The sequence below is a fragment of the Rhizobium jaguaris genome (assembly GCF_003627755.1).
GTDB lineage: Bacteria > Pseudomonadota > Alphaproteobacteria > Rhizobiales > Rhizobiaceae > Rhizobium > Rhizobium jaguaris.
Map to the genome: position 1 here is coordinate 1,987,110 of NZ_CP032694.1, position 18,858 is coordinate 2,005,967.

At 58.6% G+C, this 18,858-nt stretch carries 14 protein-coding genes; 10 read left to right on the plus strand and 4 right to left on the minus strand.

Annotation, left to right across the window (positions count from 1 at the left end):
* The first annotated feature begins 19 nt into the window (after window positions 1-19).
* From rseP to lpxB, 7 genes are all read left to right on the plus strand, one after another.
* Entirely contained in the window at window positions 20-1,687 is a 1,668-nt protein-coding gene (gene rseP, locus CCGE525_RS09795) for an RIP metalloprotease RseP (RefSeq protein WP_162950145.1), read from the plus strand.
* Window positions 1,688-1,891: 204 nt separating this feature from the next.
* A complete protein-coding gene (gene bamA, locus CCGE525_RS09800; protein ID WP_120704084.1) occupies window positions 1,892-4,225 on the plus strand; it encodes an outer membrane protein assembly factor BamA in 2,334 nt (777 codons plus the stop codon).
* Between the two features lie 50 nt (window positions 4,226-4,275).
* Window positions 4,276-5,343: a UDP-3-O-(3-hydroxymyristoyl)glucosamine N-acyltransferase gene (gene lpxD, locus CCGE525_RS09805; RefSeq protein ID WP_120704085.1), complete on the plus strand. Its 1,068-nt coding sequence runs from the start codon at window positions 4,276-4,278 to the stop codon at window positions 5,341-5,343.
* Complete coding sequence (fabZ, locus tag CCGE525_RS09810; protein ID WP_120704086.1) at window positions 5,336-5,809, plus strand: 3-hydroxyacyl-ACP dehydratase FabZ; 474 nt, start codon at window positions 5,336-5,338, stop codon at window positions 5,807-5,809. Before lpxD ends, fabZ begins: the two co-directional genes overlap by 8 nt.
* Window positions 5,806-6,621, plus strand: coding sequence for an acyl-ACP--UDP-N-acetylglucosamine O-acyltransferase (lpxA, locus tag CCGE525_RS09815; protein WP_120704087.1), 816 nt, complete (start codon window positions 5,806-5,808; stop codon window positions 6,619-6,621). The genes fabZ and lpxA overlap by 4 nt, the downstream gene beginning before the upstream one ends.
* A 1-nt stretch (window position 6,622) precedes the next feature.
* Entirely contained in the window at window positions 6,623-7,504 is an 882-nt protein-coding gene (locus CCGE525_RS09820) for an LpxI family protein (RefSeq protein WP_120704088.1), read from the plus strand.
* Complete coding sequence (lpxB, locus tag CCGE525_RS09825; protein WP_120704089.1) at window positions 7,501-8,682, plus strand: lipid-A-disaccharide synthase; 1,182 nt, start codon at window positions 7,501-7,503, stop codon at window positions 8,680-8,682. The genes CCGE525_RS09820 and lpxB overlap by 4 nt, the downstream gene beginning before the upstream one ends.
* A 30-nt stretch (window positions 8,683-8,712) precedes the next feature.
* Here the strand turns inward: lpxB and gltA are convergent, their stop codons facing one another.
* The gene (gene gltA, locus CCGE525_RS09830; protein ID WP_120704090.1) at window positions 8,713-10,002 is read right to left on the minus strand and encodes a citrate synthase; all 1,290 of its coding nucleotides are present in this window, start codon (window positions 10,000-10,002) and stop codon (window positions 8,713-8,715) included.
* Between the two features lie 280 nt (window positions 10,003-10,282).
* Here gltA and CCGE525_RS09835 point away from each other — a divergent pair, with 280 nt between their 5' ends.
* Entirely contained in the window at window positions 10,283-12,742 is a 2,460-nt protein-coding gene (locus CCGE525_RS09835) for a ComEC/Rec2 family competence protein (RefSeq protein WP_120704091.1), read from the plus strand.
* On the opposite strand, the gene lexA is transcribed toward CCGE525_RS09835, so the two are convergent.
* The 3 genes from lexA to CCGE525_RS09850 all read right to left on the minus strand — a co-directional run bounded on the left by lexA (window position 12,723) and on the right by CCGE525_RS09850 (window position 16,411).
* Window positions 12,723-13,445: a transcriptional repressor LexA gene (gene lexA / locus CCGE525_RS09840; protein WP_120704092.1), complete on the minus strand. Its 723-nt coding sequence runs from the start codon at window positions 13,443-13,445 to the stop codon at window positions 12,723-12,725. The genes CCGE525_RS09835 and lexA overlap by 20 nt on opposite strands.
* A gap of 431 nt (window positions 13,446-13,876) precedes the next feature.
* Complete coding sequence (locus CCGE525_RS09845; protein WP_120704093.1) at window positions 13,877-14,350, minus strand: DUF2721 domain-containing protein; 474 nt, start codon at window positions 14,348-14,350, stop codon at window positions 13,877-13,879.
* A gap of 174 nt (window positions 14,351-14,524) precedes the next feature.
* On the minus strand, window positions 14,525-16,411 hold the full coding sequence (locus tag CCGE525_RS09850; RefSeq protein WP_162950146.1) for a mechanosensitive ion channel family protein: 1,887 nt from the start codon (window positions 16,409-16,411) through the stop codon (window positions 14,525-14,527).
* A 703-nt stretch (window positions 16,412-17,114) separates the two neighbouring features.
* On the opposite strand from CCGE525_RS09850, the gene CCGE525_RS09855 reads away from it, so the two are divergent.
* Both CCGE525_RS09855 and kdsA read left to right on the plus strand, forming a co-directional pair.
* The gene (locus CCGE525_RS09855; protein WP_120704095.1) at window positions 17,115-18,002 is read left to right on the plus strand and encodes a VOC family protein; all 888 of its coding nucleotides are present in this window, start codon (window positions 17,115-17,117) and stop codon (window positions 18,000-18,002) included.
* On the plus strand, window positions 17,999-18,838 hold the full coding sequence (kdsA, locus tag CCGE525_RS09860) for a 3-deoxy-8-phosphooctulonate synthase (protein WP_120704096.1): 840 nt from the start codon (window positions 17,999-18,001) through the stop codon (window positions 18,836-18,838). The genes CCGE525_RS09855 and kdsA overlap by 4 nt, the downstream gene beginning before the upstream one ends.
* The last annotated feature ends 20 nt before the right edge of the window (window positions 18,839-18,858 follow it).

Consider the following 18,858-nt stretch of genomic DNA (forward strand, 5'->3'; position numbering starts at 1 on the left):
ACGCGAACAGGATCGTTGCATGGGTAGCGCGGCAGGCATCATCGGCTTCTTGACGAACAACGTCATCACGTTTGTTTTCGTGCTGTCATTGCTCGTTTTTGTGCATGAGATGGGTCATTATTTGGTCGGGCGCTGGTCCGGCATCCGTATCATGGCATTTTCGCTCGGTTTTGGTCCGGAAATCGCCGGCTTTACCGATCGCCACGGCACCCGCTGGAAGCTGTCGATCATCCCCCTTGGCGGCTATGTCCGTTTCTTCGGCGACGAGGACGCATCGAGCAAGACCGATGTCGACCAACTCTCAGCCATGACGGAGGAGGAGCGCGCCCGGTCCTTTGCCGGCGCCAAGCTCTGGAAGCGGGCGGCAACCGTCGCGGCCGGTCCGATCGCCAATTTTATTCTCGCCATCGCAATCTTCGCCGTGCTCTTCAGTGTCTATGGCCGCACCGTCGCCGATCCGGTTGTCGCCATGGTCACGCGCGGAGGTGCAGCCGCTGAAGCGGGGATTGAACCCGGCGACCGTCTCGTCGCCATCGACGGCACGAAGGTGACGACTTTCGACGAGGTGCAGCGCTATGTCGGCCTGCGCCCCGGCCGCAATATTGTGCTGACCGTCGAACGCGACGGTCAGAAGCGAGAATTCGGGATCGTGCCGAAACTCGTGGAAGACACTGATCAGTTCGGCAACAAAATGGAGATGGGCCGCATCGGCATCGCTCTCGTCGATCCGCTGGTGACGGCGGTCGCGCCGAGTGGACCGGCCGCCCAGGCGGGAGTGCAGGCAGGCGACCGTCTGATCGCCGTCGACGGCAACAATGTTGCGACCTACTACGATATCGCACGCTATGTCGCCGATCGCCCCGGCAAGAGCCTCGTCCTGACCGTCGAGCGCAACGGCCAAACACGCGATTTTCCGATGGTGCCGGAAACCCTGACGGCAACCGACGCTTCTGGAAACAAGAAGGATGTCGGTAGCATCGGCATTTCGCCGGTGGACCCGCTCGTTGCTTCGATTGTACCGGGCAGCCCTGCCGAAGAAGCGGGCATTATCGTCGGCGACCGCATCCTGTCCGCGGATGGGCGCACGATCGATGCCATCGGCGAGGTGCAGCGTTATGTCGCTTCCCGCCCGGACAAGGCCGTGACGCTGTCCGTCGAGCGCGGCGGCAAGACGCTTGACGTCCAGGTGGTGCCGAAGAAGGCGGAAGAACCCGATGCCTTCGGCAACCAGATGGAGATCAGCAGCATCGGTATTGCCGACGGCCAGAAGCCGATCAAACTCCGCTATGAGACATATGGTCCGCTCCAGGCACTGAGCGAAGGCGTCAAGCAAACCGGTAGCATTGTTTCCGGCACCTTCGAATACCTCGGCAACGTCATCGGCGGTTACATGAAAGCGGATCAGCTTGGCGGCCCCATCCGGGTCGCGCAACTTTCCGGGCAGATGGCAACCCTGGGTTTTTCGGCGGTGCTCCAATTCGCCGCCATACTTTCTGTTTCCATTGGGTTATTAAATTTGATGCCGGTGCCGGTACTTGATGGCGGGCACTTGATGTTCTATGCGATTGAAGCCGTAAGGGGAAACCGCTGGGTGCGCGGGCGCAAGATATCGCTTTCCGAATTGGTTTTGCGATGGTGCTGTCACTCATGGTGTTTGCGACATGGAACGACATCAGCTCCAGGATAGGCTGATGGGGCAGTAAAGAGGAAATAACGATTTATTTACGCTGTTTCAAAGCTGTAGTGGCGAATGAGCCACGGTTTGAAATGAAGTAAACAGAAATTAACGTGCTCCCTTGCTTGTATGTCAAAAGCGGGTAAAACGACACACGTGGCCGGAATCGGGTTCGCTCGGGGCTGGGGACGACTGATAAAAAGGTAAGAAGTTAAGATGAAGGCTGGTTCAAGATTTTTGAACGCAGTATCGGCGGTAGCGCTGTCTGCTGGTGTTGTTGCGTCGGGCGCTGGTGTTATCACCCTTGCTTCTGCCTCCGTTGCAGAAGCCGCTGTCATACAACGGATCGATGTCAGGGGAGCTGAGCGCGTTGGTGCAGAGGCTGTTCGCGACAATATGACGATCAAGCCTGGCAAGAACTTCTCGCCTGCTGATATCGATAATTCGGTAAAGCAGCTTTATGCCACCGGATACTTCTCCGATGTGCACGTGACCGTCTCTGGCAGCACGCTGGTCGTTTCCGTCAAGGAAAACCAGCTGATCAACGCGGTGGTCTTCAACGGCAACCACAAGATCAAGGACGACAAGCTGCAAGGCATCGTTCAGACCCATGCTGCCGGCCCCTACAACGAAAGCCAGATTCAGGCCGACATCAAGACCATCAAGGACGCCTACGCCGCGATCGGTCGTAACGACGTCCAGGTGACGACGCAGACCGTTCCGGTCGCGGAGGGTCGCATCAATGTGGCCTTCGTCATCAACGAAGGTGAGCGCACGAAGATCGACAAGATCAACTTCTCGGGCAACCAGGCTTACAGCAGCGGTCGCCTCGCTTCGGTCATCAGTACCAAGAAGAGCAATTTCCTGTCGTTTCTGACCCGCAAGGACGTCTACAGCGCCGAGCGCCAGCAGGCGGACCAGGATGCGCTGCGTCAGTTCTATTACAATCACGGTTATGCCGATTTCCGCATCGTCAGTGCCGATGCGACGCTGAACGAGCAAACCAACGAATACACGCTGAACTTCAACGTCGATGAAGGTCCGCGCTATACCTATGGCGACATCAATGTCGTTTCGACGGTTGAGGGCATCAATGCGGACGACCTGAAGAGCCTGGTCATCACCCACAAGGGCGATGTCTACAGCGCCAAGGACATCCAGACCTCGATCGAAAACATTTCCAAGCGCGTTGCGTCCGCCGGCTATCCGTTTGCTCGCATCACGCCGCGCGGAAACCGTGATCTGAGCGGCCACACGATCGGTATCGAATATCTGGTCGATCAGGGCGAGCGCGCCTATGTCGAGCGCATCGAGATCCGCGGCAACACCCGCACGCGTGATTACGTCATTCGCCGCGAGTTCGACCTCAATGAAGGCGACGCTTTCAACCAGGAAATGATCACTCGCGCCAAGCGCCGTCTCGACGCGCTCGGCTACTTCACCAAGGTCGATATCTCCACCGCCCAGGGCAGCGCACCGGATCGCGTCGTTGTTATCGTCAACGTCGAAGACCAGCCGACTGGTTCGTTCGGTATCGGCGCGGGTTACGCCGTCGGCAACAATGGCGGTCTGTTGCTGGAAGCTTCGGTTGAAGAAAAGAACTTCCTCGGTCGTGGCCAGTACATCCGTATCGCTGCAGGTGCCGGCACGCAGGGCAGCCGTACCTATAACATCTCGTTCACCGAGCCCTACTTCCTCGGCTATCGTCTGGCTGCCGGCTTCGACATCTTCAAGAACCAGACCTCGAGCGACGATTTCTACGACTATTCGGAAGAAGGCTTCTCGCTGCGCGTTACCGCGCCGATCACCGAGAACTTCGCGACGACCCTGCGCTATAACTACAAGCGCCTCGAGTACACCGGAACGAATGATTGGCAGGATAACCTGTCCGCTCCCTATATAAATCTCGTGGAGAATGGCCCCTGGATTCAGTCGACGGTTTCGCAGACCTTCACTTACAATACCCTGGACGACCAGAACCTGCCGCGTGAAGGTATCATCGCCAAATTCACGCATGAATATGCGGGTCTGGGCGGCGACTCCGACTTCTACAAGCTGAGCGGTAAGGCTCGTTACTATAAGATGATCAGTGACGAGGCCGATATTATCGGCTCACTGACGGTCGGTGCTGGTTACGTGCTGCCAACCAACGGCAACCTGAACGTCTTCGATCAGTTCACGCTCGGTGGTCGCGAAGTCCGCGGCTTCGAGAATGCTGGTATCGGTCCGCGTACGTCGCATGGCGACCCGCTTGGCGGTACGACCTACTTTACCGCTTCGGCTGAGGCGAGCATGCCGATGCCCGGCGTTCCGCAGGATATCGGTCTGCGGCTCGCAGCCTTTGCCGATGCGGGCACGCTCTACGGCAACAAGGCCGATCTCTTCGGTGACGTATTGCACGACAGCAGCGCGATCCGTGCCTCGTTGGGTGCGGGCCTGATCTGGGCGTCGCCCTTCGGCGTCATCCGTGTTGACTATGCTGTGCCGGTTCTCAAGCAAGACTTCGACAAGACTGAGAATTTCCGGTTTGGCATTGCCAACCAGTTCTGATATCCGCAGCCCAGAACTGCAGACTTAACACCGTTCTGGAGCTGGTGCTTATGGAACATATCGGTTTTTTCCCGCCCCATGATGGCGTCAGCCTCCGTGCGCTGGCCGAGCATCTTGGGGCGGAGCTTGTTGATGAGGCCTTTGCCGGTGTCATCATCAAGTCCATCGCTCCCGTTTACCGGGCTGGCGAAGGCGACGTTTGCTATATTCTTTCCCGGAAGAACCGGGCGGAACTGGAGACCTGCCGGGCTTCGGCGATCATTTGTCTGCCGGCATTGAAGTCTTTCGTTCCCGCCCACATTCCGGTTCTCCTTTCCAGAAAGCCACATACGGATTTCGCGCTGGCCGGTGCTTTGCTGCATCCGCAAGCCATGCGCCCGGTTGCGTTGACATCGGCCCCGACATTGATTTCGCCGGCGGCCTTCATCGATCCGACTGTCAAGCTTGAAGCGGATGTCGGCGTGGAGCCATGCGCAGTCATCGGAGCAGGTGCTGAGATCGGCGAGGGAACACGCATCGGAGCAGGCGCCATGATCGGTCCGGGCGTCAAGATCGGGCGCAATTGCACGATCGGCGGCGGCGCCAGTGTGCTTTGTTCCTATCTCGGTAATGGCGTGATCATCCACAATGGCGCGCGTATCGGCCAGGACGGTTTTGGCTATGCGCCGGCACCGCGGGGCATGGTGAAGATCGTGCAGATCGGCCGCGTCATCATTCAGGATAACGTCGAGATCGGCGCCAACACCACGATCGATCGCGGCACCATGGATGATACGGTCATCGGCGAGGGCACCAAGATCGACAATCAGGTACAGATCGGACATAACGTCCGTATCGGCCGCCATTGCGCCATCGTCAGCCAGGTCGGCATAGCCGGCAGCACGACGATTGGCGACGGTGTGCAGATCGGCGGTCAGGCCGGCCTGAATGGTCATATCCATATCGGCGACGGTGTTCAGATCGGCGCCAAGAGCGGTGTGATGAACAGCATTCCGGCGGGTGAGCGTTATGCGGGCCTTCCGGCCCGGCCGTTGTGGGATTTTCTGAGAGAGTCGGCGGAGATCGCAAAACGGTCAGGAGCCAGGGACAAGAAGGACGGGAGTGCGGAGCATGACTGAAGAAGCCAAGACGTCGCTGTCGACGGCGGACGTCATCGAAATTATGAAGCTTTTGCCGCATCGCTATCCTCTCCTGATGGTCGATAAGATCATCGAGATCGACAGCGATAATTCCGCGATCGGTATCAAGAACATCACGGCCAATGAGCCGCAGTTTACCGGCCACTTCCCGGGATCGCCGATCATGCCGGGCGTTCTGCTGATCGAAGGCATGGCGCAGACGGCAGGCGCGATCTGCGCCCGCAAAGACGGAATCGGCGGCAACCTCGTCTATTTCATGACAATCGACAATGCCCGTTTCCGTAAGCCGGTCGTGCCTGGCGACCGTGTTGAATTTCACGTCGCCAAGCTCAAGCAGCGCGGCACGATCTGGAAGTTCCACTGTGACGCCAAGGTCGATGGTTCGCTGGTTGCCGAGGCCGATATCGGCGCGATGATCGTACGGAAGGACCAAGAGCAGGCATGAGCAGCATCGCAAAAAGCGCGCGCATTCATAAGCTCGCGGTCGTCGAGGACGGAGCGGTCATCGGCGAGAATGTCGTCGTCGGCCCGTTCTGCCATGTCGGTCCCAAGGTCGTGTTGAATGATGCTGTCGAGCTGCTGACGCATGCAATCGTGACCGGCCGGACGACGATCGGTAAGGGCACGAAGATATTCCCCATGGCGGTCGTCGGTGGCGATCCGCAGAGTGTGCATCACGGCGGCGAAGAGACGACGCTGGACGTCGGCGAGAATTGCACGATCCGCGAAGGCGTGACTATCAACACCGGCACGGCTGACTACGGCGGTAAGACCATCGTCGGCAACAACAATCTGTTCCTTGCCAATTCGCACGTCGCCCATGATTGCCGTGTCGGCAACAATGTCATCATGTCGAACAATGTCATGCTGGCCGGGCATGTCACCATCGAAGACCGCGCTATCCTCGGCGGCGGCTGCGCTGTGCATCAATTCACCCGCATCGGTCGGCAAGCCTTCATCGGCGGTCTTTCGGCCGCGAGCTATGACGTTATTCCCTATGGCATGCTGAACGGAAATCCGGGTGTGCTCTCGGGTCTCAACATAGTCGGCATGTCCCGCGCGGGAATTGAGCGCTCGATCATCCATACGGTTCGCCGCGCCTATAAAAGCATTTTCGAAGGCGAAGGCTCGATCCGCGACAATGCGGCCGCGATCCGCGATGAATATGCCGATTGCAAGGAAGTGATGGAGATCCTCGATTTCATCGCCGCCGACAGCGATCGCGCGTTGTCGTCGCCCAATCGTGGCAAGAGCTGAGGTGGCCGCGAGCGGTCAAGACCATAAAGGCCGGCTGGCGATCATCGCGGGTAGTGGCTTTTTGCCCGCCTATGTTGCCGATGCCGCGCGCCAAGCCGGCGAAAATCCGGTTGTTATTGCACTGACGGATGAAGCGGATCGGGATTGGTCCGGTTTCGACCATGCCAATCTCGGTGTCGGCAATTTTGCCGGCCTCGAGACCATGTTCCGCCGCTATGGCGTCGACCGGGTCGTGATGTCCGGCGGCGTTGCGCGCCGCCCCGCCTGGCGCGATGTGCGCCCAACCTGGCGCGTGATCAGGGAGCTGCCATCGACCATCCGCACCCTTCTTTCCGGCGGCGACAATGCCGTGCTGCAGATGGTGATTCGCCTGATCGAGGCCGGTGGCGTCCGGGTCGTCGGCGCACATGAAATCGCACCGGATCTACTGGCGACCACCGGGCCACTTGGCCGCCTCTCGCCGTCGGAAGAGGACCTGCGCGATATCGCGCAAGGTGCAAAGGCAGCCGATGCCTTGGGGCTGCTGGATGTCGGGCAGGGCGCCGTCAGCGTCGGCGGTCGCGTCGTGGCGCTGGAAGGCGCCGAGGGCACGGACAAGATGATCGAGCGTGTCGCAAGTTTGCGGGCTGAGGGGCGCATATCAACGCGTCGCCGCGGCGTGCTGGTCAAGCTCTGCAAGCCGCAGCAAGATGTGCGCGCCGATCTGCCATCGATCGGAGTTTCGACTGTGCTCAACGCCAAGAAGGCTGGTCTTGCCGGTGTTGCCGTCGAGGCGGGCAGGGCGCTGGTGCTCGACCGCGAGGCGGTCATCGCTGCTGCTGACGAGACCGGGCTTTTCGTCTGCGGCATCGACCGTGGCCTCAGCGCGGAGGGCTTCATGTGAGCGGCGTGCCATTGAAGCTGGCTGTAGTCGCTGGTGAGGTCTCCGGCGATCTGCTCGGCGGCGATCTCGTCGCGGCACTGAAGCAACGATTCGACGGTCCTGTGGAACTGATAGGCGTCGGCGGCGATGCGTTGGAGGCGCAGGGCTTGCGCTCGCTTTTCGATTATTCCGAACTGTCGATCATGGGTTTTGCGCAGGTTATCAAGCGCTTGCCGAAACTGCTTGCTCGCATCCGTCAGACGGCGGACGCCATCATCGCGGCCAAGCCTGATGTCCTTCTGATCATTGATAGCCCGGATTTCACCCATCGCGTCGCCAAAAAAGTGCGCGCAGCGCTGCCGGATTTGCCGGTCGTCGATTATGTCTGTCCGAGCGTCTGGGCGTGGAAAGAGTACCGCGCGCAGAAAATGCTCGCCTATGTCGATCACGTGTTGGCAATCCTGCCGTTCGAGCCGGCGGCAATGCAGCGGCTGGCGGGGCCGGCGACGACCTATGTCGGCCATCGCCTGACAGTGGATCCGAGCCTGCTCGAGACCCGCCGCCGGCGCAAGCTTCGCGTTCTGAGTGCGCCTGATGGCGAGAAGACGATCCTGCTGTTGCCTGGTTCGCGCTCCTCGGAAATCCGCCAGCTTCTGCCGGTTTTCGAGCAGGCGGTACTGGAGCTTAGCCGGCGAGATGATCGCGTTCGTTACCTGCTGCCCACCGTTCCGCGACAGGAGGCATTGGTGCGTTCCCTCCTTGAAAACTGGAGCGTCAAGCCGGATGTTTTCGTCGGTCAGGATGCCAAGTGGAACGCTTTTGCGGAAGCGGATGCGGCGATGGCGGCCTCCGGCACGGTGATCCTGGAACTGGGGCTTGCCGGTGTCCCCGTTGTCTCGACCTACAAGACCGAGTGGCTCGCCCGGTTTGTGATGACGCGCATCAAGACCTGGACAGCGGCCTTGCCGAACCTGATTGCGGATTATGCGGTCTTACCCGAGCTGATCAACGACGTGCTGCTGCCCGGCCTGCTGGCGCGCTACATGGAGCGACTGTCCAACGATACGACGGAGCGGGCGGCCATGCTTCAGGGCTATGATCTGGTGTGGCAGCGTATGCAGACTGAAGAGCCACCCGGCGAAAAGGCGGCGGCGATCGTTCTCGATGTCTTGTCCAAGAAAAAACCCGGCCATTTCTGACCGGGTTTTTTTTGTTGTTTGCTTTTCGGCTTAACGCTTGGAAACCGGAACGTATTCGCGCTGCGCTGCGCCGATGTAAAGCTGGCGCGGGCGGCCGATACGCTGATCCGGATCTTCGATCATTTCGTTCCACTGAGCGATCCAGCCGACGGTGCGGGCAAGAGCGAACAGCACCGTGAACATGGTGGTGGGGAAGCCCAGAGCCTTCAGCGTAATGCCGGAATAGAAGTCGACATTCGGGTAGAGCTTCTTCTCGATGAAATAGTCATCGGTCAGTGCGATACGCTCGAGTTCGATCGCGATGTCGAGCAACGGATCGTCTTTGATGCCGAGTTCGCCGAGAACTTCGTGCGCCGTCTTCTGCATGATCTTGGCGCGCGGATCGTAGTTCTTGTAGACGCGGTGGCCGAAGCCCATCAGGCGGAACGGATCGTTTTTGTCCTTGGCGCGGGCGATGTATTCCGGGATGCGATCGACCGTGCCGATTTCCGTCAGCATGTTCAGCGCAGCTTCATTGGCGCCGCCATGGGCAGGACCCCAGAGGCAGGCGATGCCGGCAGCGATGCAGGCAAACGGATTGGCGCCCGAGGAGCCGGCGAGGCGAACCGTCGAGGTCGAAGCGTTCTGCTCGTGATCGGCGTGCAGGATAAAGATGCGGTCCATGGCGCGGGCGAGCACCGGGTTGACCACATATTCCTCGCAGGGCACTGCAAAACACATGCGCAAGAAATTCGACGCGTAGTCGAGATCGTTCTTCGGGTAAACGAAGGGCTGGCCGATATGGTACTTGTAGGCCATGGCGGCAAGCGTCGGCATCTTGGCGATCATGCGTAGGCTCGCAACCATGCGCTGGTGCGGATCGGTGATGTCGGTCGAGTCGTGATAGAAAGCCGACAGAGCGCCGACGCAGCCGCACATTACGGCCATCGGATGCGCATCGCGGCGGAAGCCGGTGAAGAAGCGGGACATCTGCTCATGCACCATGGTGTGGTGCACGACGCGATAATCGAAGTCCTTCTTCTGAGCTGCGGTCGGCAATTCGCCGTAGAGCAGCAAGTAGCAGACTTCAAGGAAATCGCCGTGTTCGGCAAGCTGTTCGATCGGATAACCGCGATGCAGCAGAACGCCTTCGTCGCCATCAATAAAAGTGATGCTGGATTCGCACGACGCAGTCGAAGTGAAGCCAGGATCGTAAGTGAAAGTGGAGGTGTTCTTATAAAGGGCACCAATATCAATGACACTTGGGCCGATGGTTCCGGTTTTCACCGGGAGCTCCACCGTCTTTTCGCCCCAAGTTAGTTTCGCGCTTTGTTCCGTCATGCTGATCCTCCAAGATTTGGCGGGATTGACGCCTTAAAAAGCGCCAAAGGGTTAAGCGGCTAACGATTAGCTATATGATCCAGAGCCTAATGCCAAGTTATCCTTACGCCTATTTGTGCATTGCAGTATCAACTTTTGGGCACTGCGATAAGCCGATCTGCCTTGTTCATCTGCAGATTGCTGTCATTTCTTGACGATCAGGCCGATTTCGGTTGAATTCACCGTACGGTGACGGCAAAAATCCCGTTATAGCTGTAGTTTTGCGTAGGCGTGGGGGCGAATGCCTAATTTAGAGGCACCGGATCAGCCGGCGGATAGCCGGGATATTGCTGCGGTTGCCGTGCGTGACCGCGGCATGACCGCCACTATTCTTCGTGCCAAAGTGACCCAACCGCAGCGGACGCAGGATCACGTGCCGCTTGTTGCGCGTCTTCGTCTCGCGGCGGCCAGTATCAGACTCACCATTTACCATTTGGCCGAAGAAGAGGCGGCGCATGGTCGCGCAGTGCTTTTTGCTCCGGTCTATATCGGCACCGGCGCGATTTTTTGGTTCACGGCTGGCGCCGATCCGCCGCCGCAGGCCGTTTTTGCCGCTCTCCTGATTTTCGCGGTCAGTTTCTTCCTCAAGCGGGAGGTGGGCCGAGTGCCGCGGCACTTGCTGTTTGCCGGCATGCTGCTGAGCGCCGGCATGGCTTTGGCACAATGCGAAACCTGGCGCGCATCAACCGTAATGCTCGACTCCGCGGTCACGACCACCATCACCGGGGGGATCGAACGGCGCGAGGCCGACGACAAGGGGCGTTGGCGTTATGTCGTCGCTCTCGAGGCAACGGAAAAACCAGCAATTCGGCGGCAGCCGGAGCGTGTCACCATCTTCGAGCGCAAGCAGCCGCAGCCTTTCGAACTTGGCGATCGCATCCAAGGCAGGGCGCGTCTGACGCCGCCGGCCGGACCCGCCTTGCCCGGCCTCAACGATTTTGCCTTCAGCGCCTATTTCGACGGCATCGGCGCAAATGGCTTCGTGTATGGAACGCCGACGCTATTGTCACCGGCCGGAGATATTGCCGAAAGATCGATTCTCGACAAAGCGGATATCTGGCTTGCTGGCTTGCGCAGCAGCATCGGCGACAGAATCAGAATGCTGCTGCCTGGTGACACCGGCGCCTTTGCGGCTTCTCTTGTCACCGATGAGAGACGCGCAATCTCAAAGGATACGACGGAAGCGCTACGGACCTCCGGCCTTGCGCATATCATCGCCATCTCCGGCCTGAACATGGCGCTCTCAGCGGGCATTTTCTATGTCGGCCTGCGTTATGCTCTCAGCCTGTTTTTCGGCGTGGCACAGGCCTGGCCAACGAAGAAGATCGCAGCCTTCGGTGCGCTGATCACGGTGACTGCCTATTATCTTATTTCCGGTTTCGGTGTGTCGGCGGAACGCGCATTCATCATGATGGCGATCATGCTGATCGCCGTGCTTTTCGACCGGCCATCCCTCAGCCTCCGCAACGTGGCGCTGTCGGCGATCGTCATCCTCATTCTGTCGCCGTCACAGGCGCTCGGACCAAGTTTCCAGATGTCCTACGCAGCGACCCTGGCATTGGTGTCAGGCTATACGCTCTGGACTAGGAGACGGCATCGGGAAAGCATACTCTCCCGCTTCCAGATCATGCGTCCGCTGCTCTTCGTCTCACGATTCTTCGGCGGCATATTGTCGACCTCCTTTATCGGCGGCGCGTCGACGGCGATCTTCTCGATAGAGCATTTTCACCGCTTGGCGACATATGGTCTTGTCGCCAATTTGGCTGCCATGCCGGTCGTTTCCTTCATCGTGATGCCGTTTGGCATGGCGGCGACGCTGCTGATGCCATTCGGTGTTGATGCCCCCTTTTGGCAGGTCACCGGCACGGGACTTGATATCGTCATCGTCATTGCCAAAACGGTGGCGGCCTGGGGCGGCAATATTCCCTTCGGGCGACTGCCAGTCTGGTTGTTCCCAACGATTATCGTCGGTTTCTTACTGATGACGTTGCTGAGGACGTGGCTGCGACATGCAGGTGCGCTTCTGATCATCGGTTCGGTCGCAATTGTCGCACTCAGCCCTGATGTCCGAAAGCCTGACCTGATAATTTCCGAAGACGGCACGTTGGTCGCCTTGCTGCGGAATGGTGCGTTGACGACCAATCGCGAAAAGCCGCCCGATTTCATCTTCGAGCAGTGGCAACGAGCGCTGGCGATGACCGAGCAGCATCCGCCGACGATACTTCCGCCGGACAATCAGCTACCCAAGATCAGCAAATCGGACGCTCATCGCCGCCTCAGTTCCGACGAGCAGACTGCCGTGCGAAAGGCGATGGATGCGGCGCTGGACAATACCGGCGAAGGCGGCTTCGCCTGCCAGAAGGGGGCGTGGTGCGTGGCGATACTGGATAATGGCGACATGCTCGTCGCCATCGAAAACGCTGCCTATCTCGCTCCGGCCTGCGACACCGCCAATATCGTCGTGACTCCCATCCGGCTGCGTCTCGATCGCTGCCGCTCCGGCGCAGTGCTTTTTACGGGCGCTACGCTACGCCGGACAGGCTCCATTGAAATGGACCTCAGCGCCGACAAACCGGCAACAACAACCGCGTTTCAAACTTTGACGCGGCCATGGAATTTGCATCGCGCCTATGATTGGCGATCGGGCACCTTTGGAGCGCCGATCGCACCGATGTCTCCGGTCAGTGATAACGGCGAATGAGGCCGACGAGCTTGCCCTGCACTTTGACGCGATCCGGTCCGAAGATGCGGGTCTCGTAAGCCGGGTTAGCCGCTTCAAGCGCGATCGACGCACCCTTGCGGCGGAAGCGCTTCAATGTTGCCTCTTCATCATCGACGAGAGCGACGACGATATCGCCGGGGTTGGCGGTCGTAGCGTTGCGGATAATCACCGTATCGCCGTCAAAGATGCCGGCGTCGATCATCGAATCGCCTTTGACTTCAAGCGCATAATGTTCGCCCGAGCCAAGCATATCGGCTGGAACGGTGATGTCGTGGGTATTGTTCTGGATCGCTGAGATCGGTACACCGGCAGCAATGCGGCCCATGACCGGTACGGAAACGGAACTGTTGTTTTCGTCATTCACCGGCCTGGCAGGAGCCGGCGGCGGTACCAGCTGCGGCTTGCCAAGGCTGCCCTCGATGACGCTCGGCGAAAAGCCGCGGCGTGGCTGCAGGCTGGGACTATAAGCCTCCGGCAGCTTGATGACCTCCAGCGCGCGAGCCCGGTTCGGCAGACGGCGTATGAAGCCACGCTCTTCCAGAGCAGTGATGAGACGGTGAATGCCGGATTTGGACGCGAGGTCCAACGCATCCTTCATCTCATCGAAAGATGGCGGGACACCGGACTCCTTCATTCGTTCGTGAATGAAGAGAAGCAGTTCCTGCTGCTTGCGTGTCAACATCGTCTTCGGACCCCAAAATTGAGAAAAGCGTCGTGAAACAAATCCAGAACGGACACTATATGTTCCATATGTGTTCCGCAAGCCCTTAAATTTTGGTGAATATTTTGTAACCGCATCAAAGAAATAAGAACATAACCGGTCCCAGCCCGACGGTTTTTCAGGGTATCCGTGTGCTAACAATCGGAAATATAAGCGGAATCTGAAATGGAAGGAATTTTTCCGATTGAAAGCCACGTGTTTCCAAGGCGATGAAAAGCCACGCTATTTGCGTAATAAGCTCTTTGGAGGACGATGTTCTCCGAATGACGGAATTGCAGGCGGTGGATCAAGCTAAGGGGGCCGAATCTAAGAGTGACGCGACTGCGGGAATCGGTACTTCCGTGACGAGATCGGGCGCGAATTCAACAGGCTGGGCGGATTTCAGATATGTTTCACAATCCCTCGCGCCGGCGCTCGAGCAAGGCGCGGTCGTTGGCTATCTGCTTCAGCATGCTGCGCCCGGCCAGGAACATCTCGAAGAGAAAGGCCGCAAAAGCGCCCATGAGCGCGACGACGGCAAGGCCGAAGAACCAAAGCAGCATCTGTTCGCGAAACTGCTGGCGAATCGCTCCGCTCATGAGGCCGAGCGTTGCTAGGCATGTGCACACGCCCGATAGCGTGCCGAGGAGGACGGCAACCTCGAGCGCCAAAGTTCGCCGTCGCAGATAATAGAGCTGCAGCAGCCGTGCTTCATCCGGATCGTCTGAAGTCACCCGCTCGAAAAGGTTGTTGACCCGATCTGAGACACGAGCGAGCCGGGCCGAGAAGACATTGAGGCACCCGGCGGTGCCTGCAAGCAGAAAGACCGGCGTCAAAGCTATCTGAATGACGTGTGCAGCATTGGATGTTAGCTGGTCGCTCAGCACGTTTGGTCTCCTTCAAATCCAATGTCATCCGGTATCAGGCGCTTGCGGCTGTCATTGCGTCAACGACGCGGGCAAAAGAAGGTTACAAGTGACGGCAACCGTCGTTGGCGCGCATTTCTCCGTCAAGGCCGAGTCCCCGACCTCCTCCTGTCGGTGACCGGCGGCGCACACGTTTCATGTTCGCGGCGATGGCGATCCCGCCAAATGTTCACCCCACTTCTTTTGCAGCATCAAAGCGGCGTCGGATTTCTCTTCTCCGCTCGCGTGCACGCCCGGCTGAGCGAATTCGATGCCATTTTCCATAAAAGCGTCGCGGATCATGGTATAGGCCTGCCGTCGAATGTAGGTCTGCCGGCCTGGGAGAGCGGTAAAGGCAAAGCTGAGTTCGACACCGAAGTCGCCGATCTGCTCGACCCCCTTCATCTGCAGTGTCTCAAGGATCTGCGGTCCGATTTCCGGATCCGCCTTCATTTGCTCGCCGATCTGTTCGATGATTCTTTTCGCCTTGGCGACATCGGTGTTGAAGGGAAACCGCAGCAAGAATTTGTCGGTCGCCCAGTCGCGACTCATATTCTGAACCGCGCCGAGTTCACCGAAAGGAACCGTAAACACGGGGCCGCGATGATGCCGAAGCCTGACGGAGCGGAGGCTGAAGGATTCCACCGTTCCCATATAGCTCCCGCTTTGAATGTACTCTCCGACGCGGAAAGCATCGTCCATGAGGTAGAAAATACCGCTGACAATATCCTTGACGAGCGTTTGCGAGCCGAAGCCTACCGCCACGCCGAATATTCCGGCTCCCGCGATCAGCGGTCCGATCTGTACGCCCATTTCCGCGAGCACGGTAAGGACGGCAGCGGCAATGACGACGGCCGCAAGCGCGTTGCGGAAAATTGGTAGCAGGGTGCGCAGGCGGCTTGCGCGCGCCGCTTCCGCGGATGGCGACGATGCGGCGTTGTTGGCGTCACCCATTCTTGCATCAATGAAAGCCTTCGATAATTGCCAGCAAAGATCGGCTAGAATCAGAATGACGATGCTCTTCAACGCACCGCGGACCGTGGCGTCAACCGTCGGATTTTCTCGTGCGAGAATGTTGGGATTGTATTGCCAGATGAATATGATCCACGCGACCGCCGCAACGATGACAAGCGCCCGCGCGCCCCGAACGGCCAGCACCATGCGCGCGCTGTTCTTGTTGTCGTTGGGCCAATGTCCTTTTGCGAAAGCCTCGGCCGTTTGCCCGACGGCAACTAACAGCTTGGGAAGAACAATGAGATAGATTCCCGCCCAGAAAAGGCCGAGGAAGTTGGTCGCCCAGAAAAACCAGATGCAGATCATGTAAAGCGAATAGAGGACGTTCACAACGGTTTGCTGTCCGGTGGCGGTTACATTTTCCGGTCGTCGCCAGACCGCCTCGATTGCGATCAGCAATAGAAGAATGGAGGAGCCATAGGAGACGATGGTTTCGACGTCTCTGTCGATGAAGAGCGGTCTAGCCAGCGACGTGGTGGCGCCTGCTATCGCCAGAACGGCAATAAACAGGCGGATCCTGCGATGGCCGAAGGCGGACAGAGCGCCGGCGTCCGCCAATATCTTGCAGACGGCAAACGCCAGGCGGGCCATGATGAACGCCAGCAAATAAAACAAAATCACCACGTGTAGAAGCGGTGGCCAGTCTACGGCAAGGAAGATGGCGGAGCTGACGAGGGCGAAGGTGACCCACGGCCCGAATTCGCCGACCGCGAGTGCGATGAGAGGATTCTGGAATCGCGCTTTAACGACGGTTTTCTTGAAAAACCATTCCGCCGCGAGGCCGACACCGACCAATGCGGCGAACAACACAAAAACCGGTGCAAAGCCGTTATTCCTTGCCTGTTCCCGCACCCTGCTAGTTGCAGCGGCAATCTGCGCCGGTATGTTTGGAATGGCTGATCGTAGCGCCTGATATCGGCTGCGAGCCCGGGCTTCTCCGGTTTCGATCATGGTCTCGGCAATTGCAGGTGCCTGTGGCTCGGCTGCCTGCCGCTTTTCCAGCCATTGGCGCAGCTCCGGATCGTTCATCAAGCGAAGCAGTTCCGACAGCTTCGCGGGAGGTGGCGTTTCTGGCGATTGTGCCCGACATGGCTGCAGCGAAAGCGCCATGAAAAGAATGGTGAACACAAAAAGGATCAGGCTACGGGGGAGGAGAGAAACCTGCTTCACGTCCCCCGGATATGCTCCCTAAAGGCAAGATAGAAACGAGCCGGCAGAGACAAGATCGCGCGTGCGGGCGCCCCCTCGACGAGCATCAAGCGCATGTCTCCCCGCAAGCACCCGATAAACCAAATTAAGTACTGCCGCGAAAATAGAAGTAACGGCAGATCGCTCTCGTATCTTTCCGGGCTCGGATGGTGAACTGTGCTGGCTTTGGATCATCCGAAACGGAAGAATGCGTATTTTTGTCTTGCTGTCGGGAAAGAGGCTTTCGGCGCTATCGTCACCACCATCAATTACCTGCGACTGCATTCCAGGTCATTTTATTGCAGTATGGCACGGATACTGATCGAATTGTCGTGCTTCCACAAGGGAGAGTTTCATGCCGAAGCCTATGTAATTCGGCTAGGTCGGTAGGGGTTTATCAGTCTACGAGGGAAGCACCAAAGTTTTGGTCCGGCTGCTCCAAAGAGTTTCCTGCGGGGAGAACCATGCTTCGGTCTACTGCAGTGCTTTCGTCTTGAATTGAGTGGCAGATGAGCGCAAACCTGCGGACCTGAAGGAAGAGACCATGACCTCATCACCGCATCCGCTCGATCATCTCGTTCTGCCGACGGTCAATATCGCTGTGGCGCGAGAACGGCTGGGCAAGCTCGGCTTTACCGTCGCCGCCGATGCCCGCCATCCTTTCGGTACTGAGAATGCCTGCGTTTTCCTTTCCGACAAGACCTATCTGGAGCCCTTGGGCGTTGCTTCCCGCGAGCAATACGAGGCGAGCGCCGAGGAGGGCAATGTCTTCGTCGCCCGCGACCAGGCCTATCGTTTTCGCATCGACGAAGAAGGCTTTTCGGCCATTGTTTTCGGTACTGACGATGCGGTCGCCGACGACGAGCGATTCCGGGCCGGCGCCATCTCCGCCGGAAATATGCTGGATTTTACTCGGCCGATGCGCATGCCGGATGGCTCGGAAGTGACAGCCGGTTTCCGCCTTGCATTTGCGGCCGATCTGCGTTCGCCGGATTTCTTTACCTTCTGCTGCCAGCGCATAAATCCATTGCCGGCCAATCGCAGCGCCCTGGAGCGCCATGCCAATGGCGTGACCGGCATTGCACGGGTTGCCGTATCGACGCCGAAGCCGGCAGCGTTTCGCGGCTTTTTCGAACTGGTCGCCGATGGACCGAAGATATCGACACATTCCTTCGGCGTCACGATCGAGACAGCCAATGCCAAGATCGAGGTCCTGACCCCGGAAGGCATGGAAGCCTTTTATGATCTACCCGTGCCTGAGGACGATCCCGGCCTTCGAGCACGGGCAATCCTTTTCAAGACGCGCGATCTTTCCGTGACATCGGCGCATTTGGCTGCTAACGGCGTCACATACACGCGTAAAAACAATCGTATTCTGGCAAAGCCCGCCCCTGGACAGGGCGCGCTGTTCGCCTTCGAGGAGATAGCATGAGCACCAATTCGGAAGTGATCGCCGGCGAGGGCGCATCCAAGGTTCTGTTTTCCAATACCGCCAGGCTGTCGCTGATTGCTGGCCCCTGCCAGATGGAGAGCCGCGATCATGCCTTCATGGTCGCCGGTGTGTTGAAGGAACTCTGCGGCAAGCTCGGTATCAGCCTTGTCTATAAGTCGTCCTTCGACAAGGCGAACCGCACGTCACTCTCCGGCAAGCGCGGCATTGGGCTTGAAAAATCCATGGAAGTCTTTGCCGATCTGAAGAAGGAATACGGCTTCCCGGTACTGACCGACATCCATACGGAAGAGCAGTGCGCTATTGTCGCCAAGACGGTGGATATTCTGCAGATCCCCGCTTTTCTGTCCCGACAGACCGACCTTCTTGTCGCCGCCGCCAAGACCGGTCGCGTCGTCAACGTCAAGAAGGGTCAGTTCCTTGCGCCCTGGGACATGAAGAACGTGCTGGCGAAGTTGAATGAGAGCGGCAACCCGAATGTGCTTCTCTGCGAGCGCGGTGCTTCCTTCGGTTACAATACTTTGGTCTCCGACATGCGCTCGCTGCCGATCATGGCGGCGATGGGCGCACCGGTGATTTTCGATGCGACTCATTCCGTGCAGCAGCCGGGCGGCCAGGGTGGTTCCACCGGTGGTGATCGTCGTTTCGTGGAGACCCTGGCACGCGCAGCTGTCGCTGTCGGCGTCGCCGGCGTCTTCGTCGAGACACATGAAGATCCGGACAATGCCCCATCTGATGGCCCCAATATGGTCTACCTGAAGGACATGCCGCGGCTTCTGGAAAAGTTGCTGGCCTTCGACGCAATCGCCAAGGCCTGAGAATCAAGAGGCATTCAACA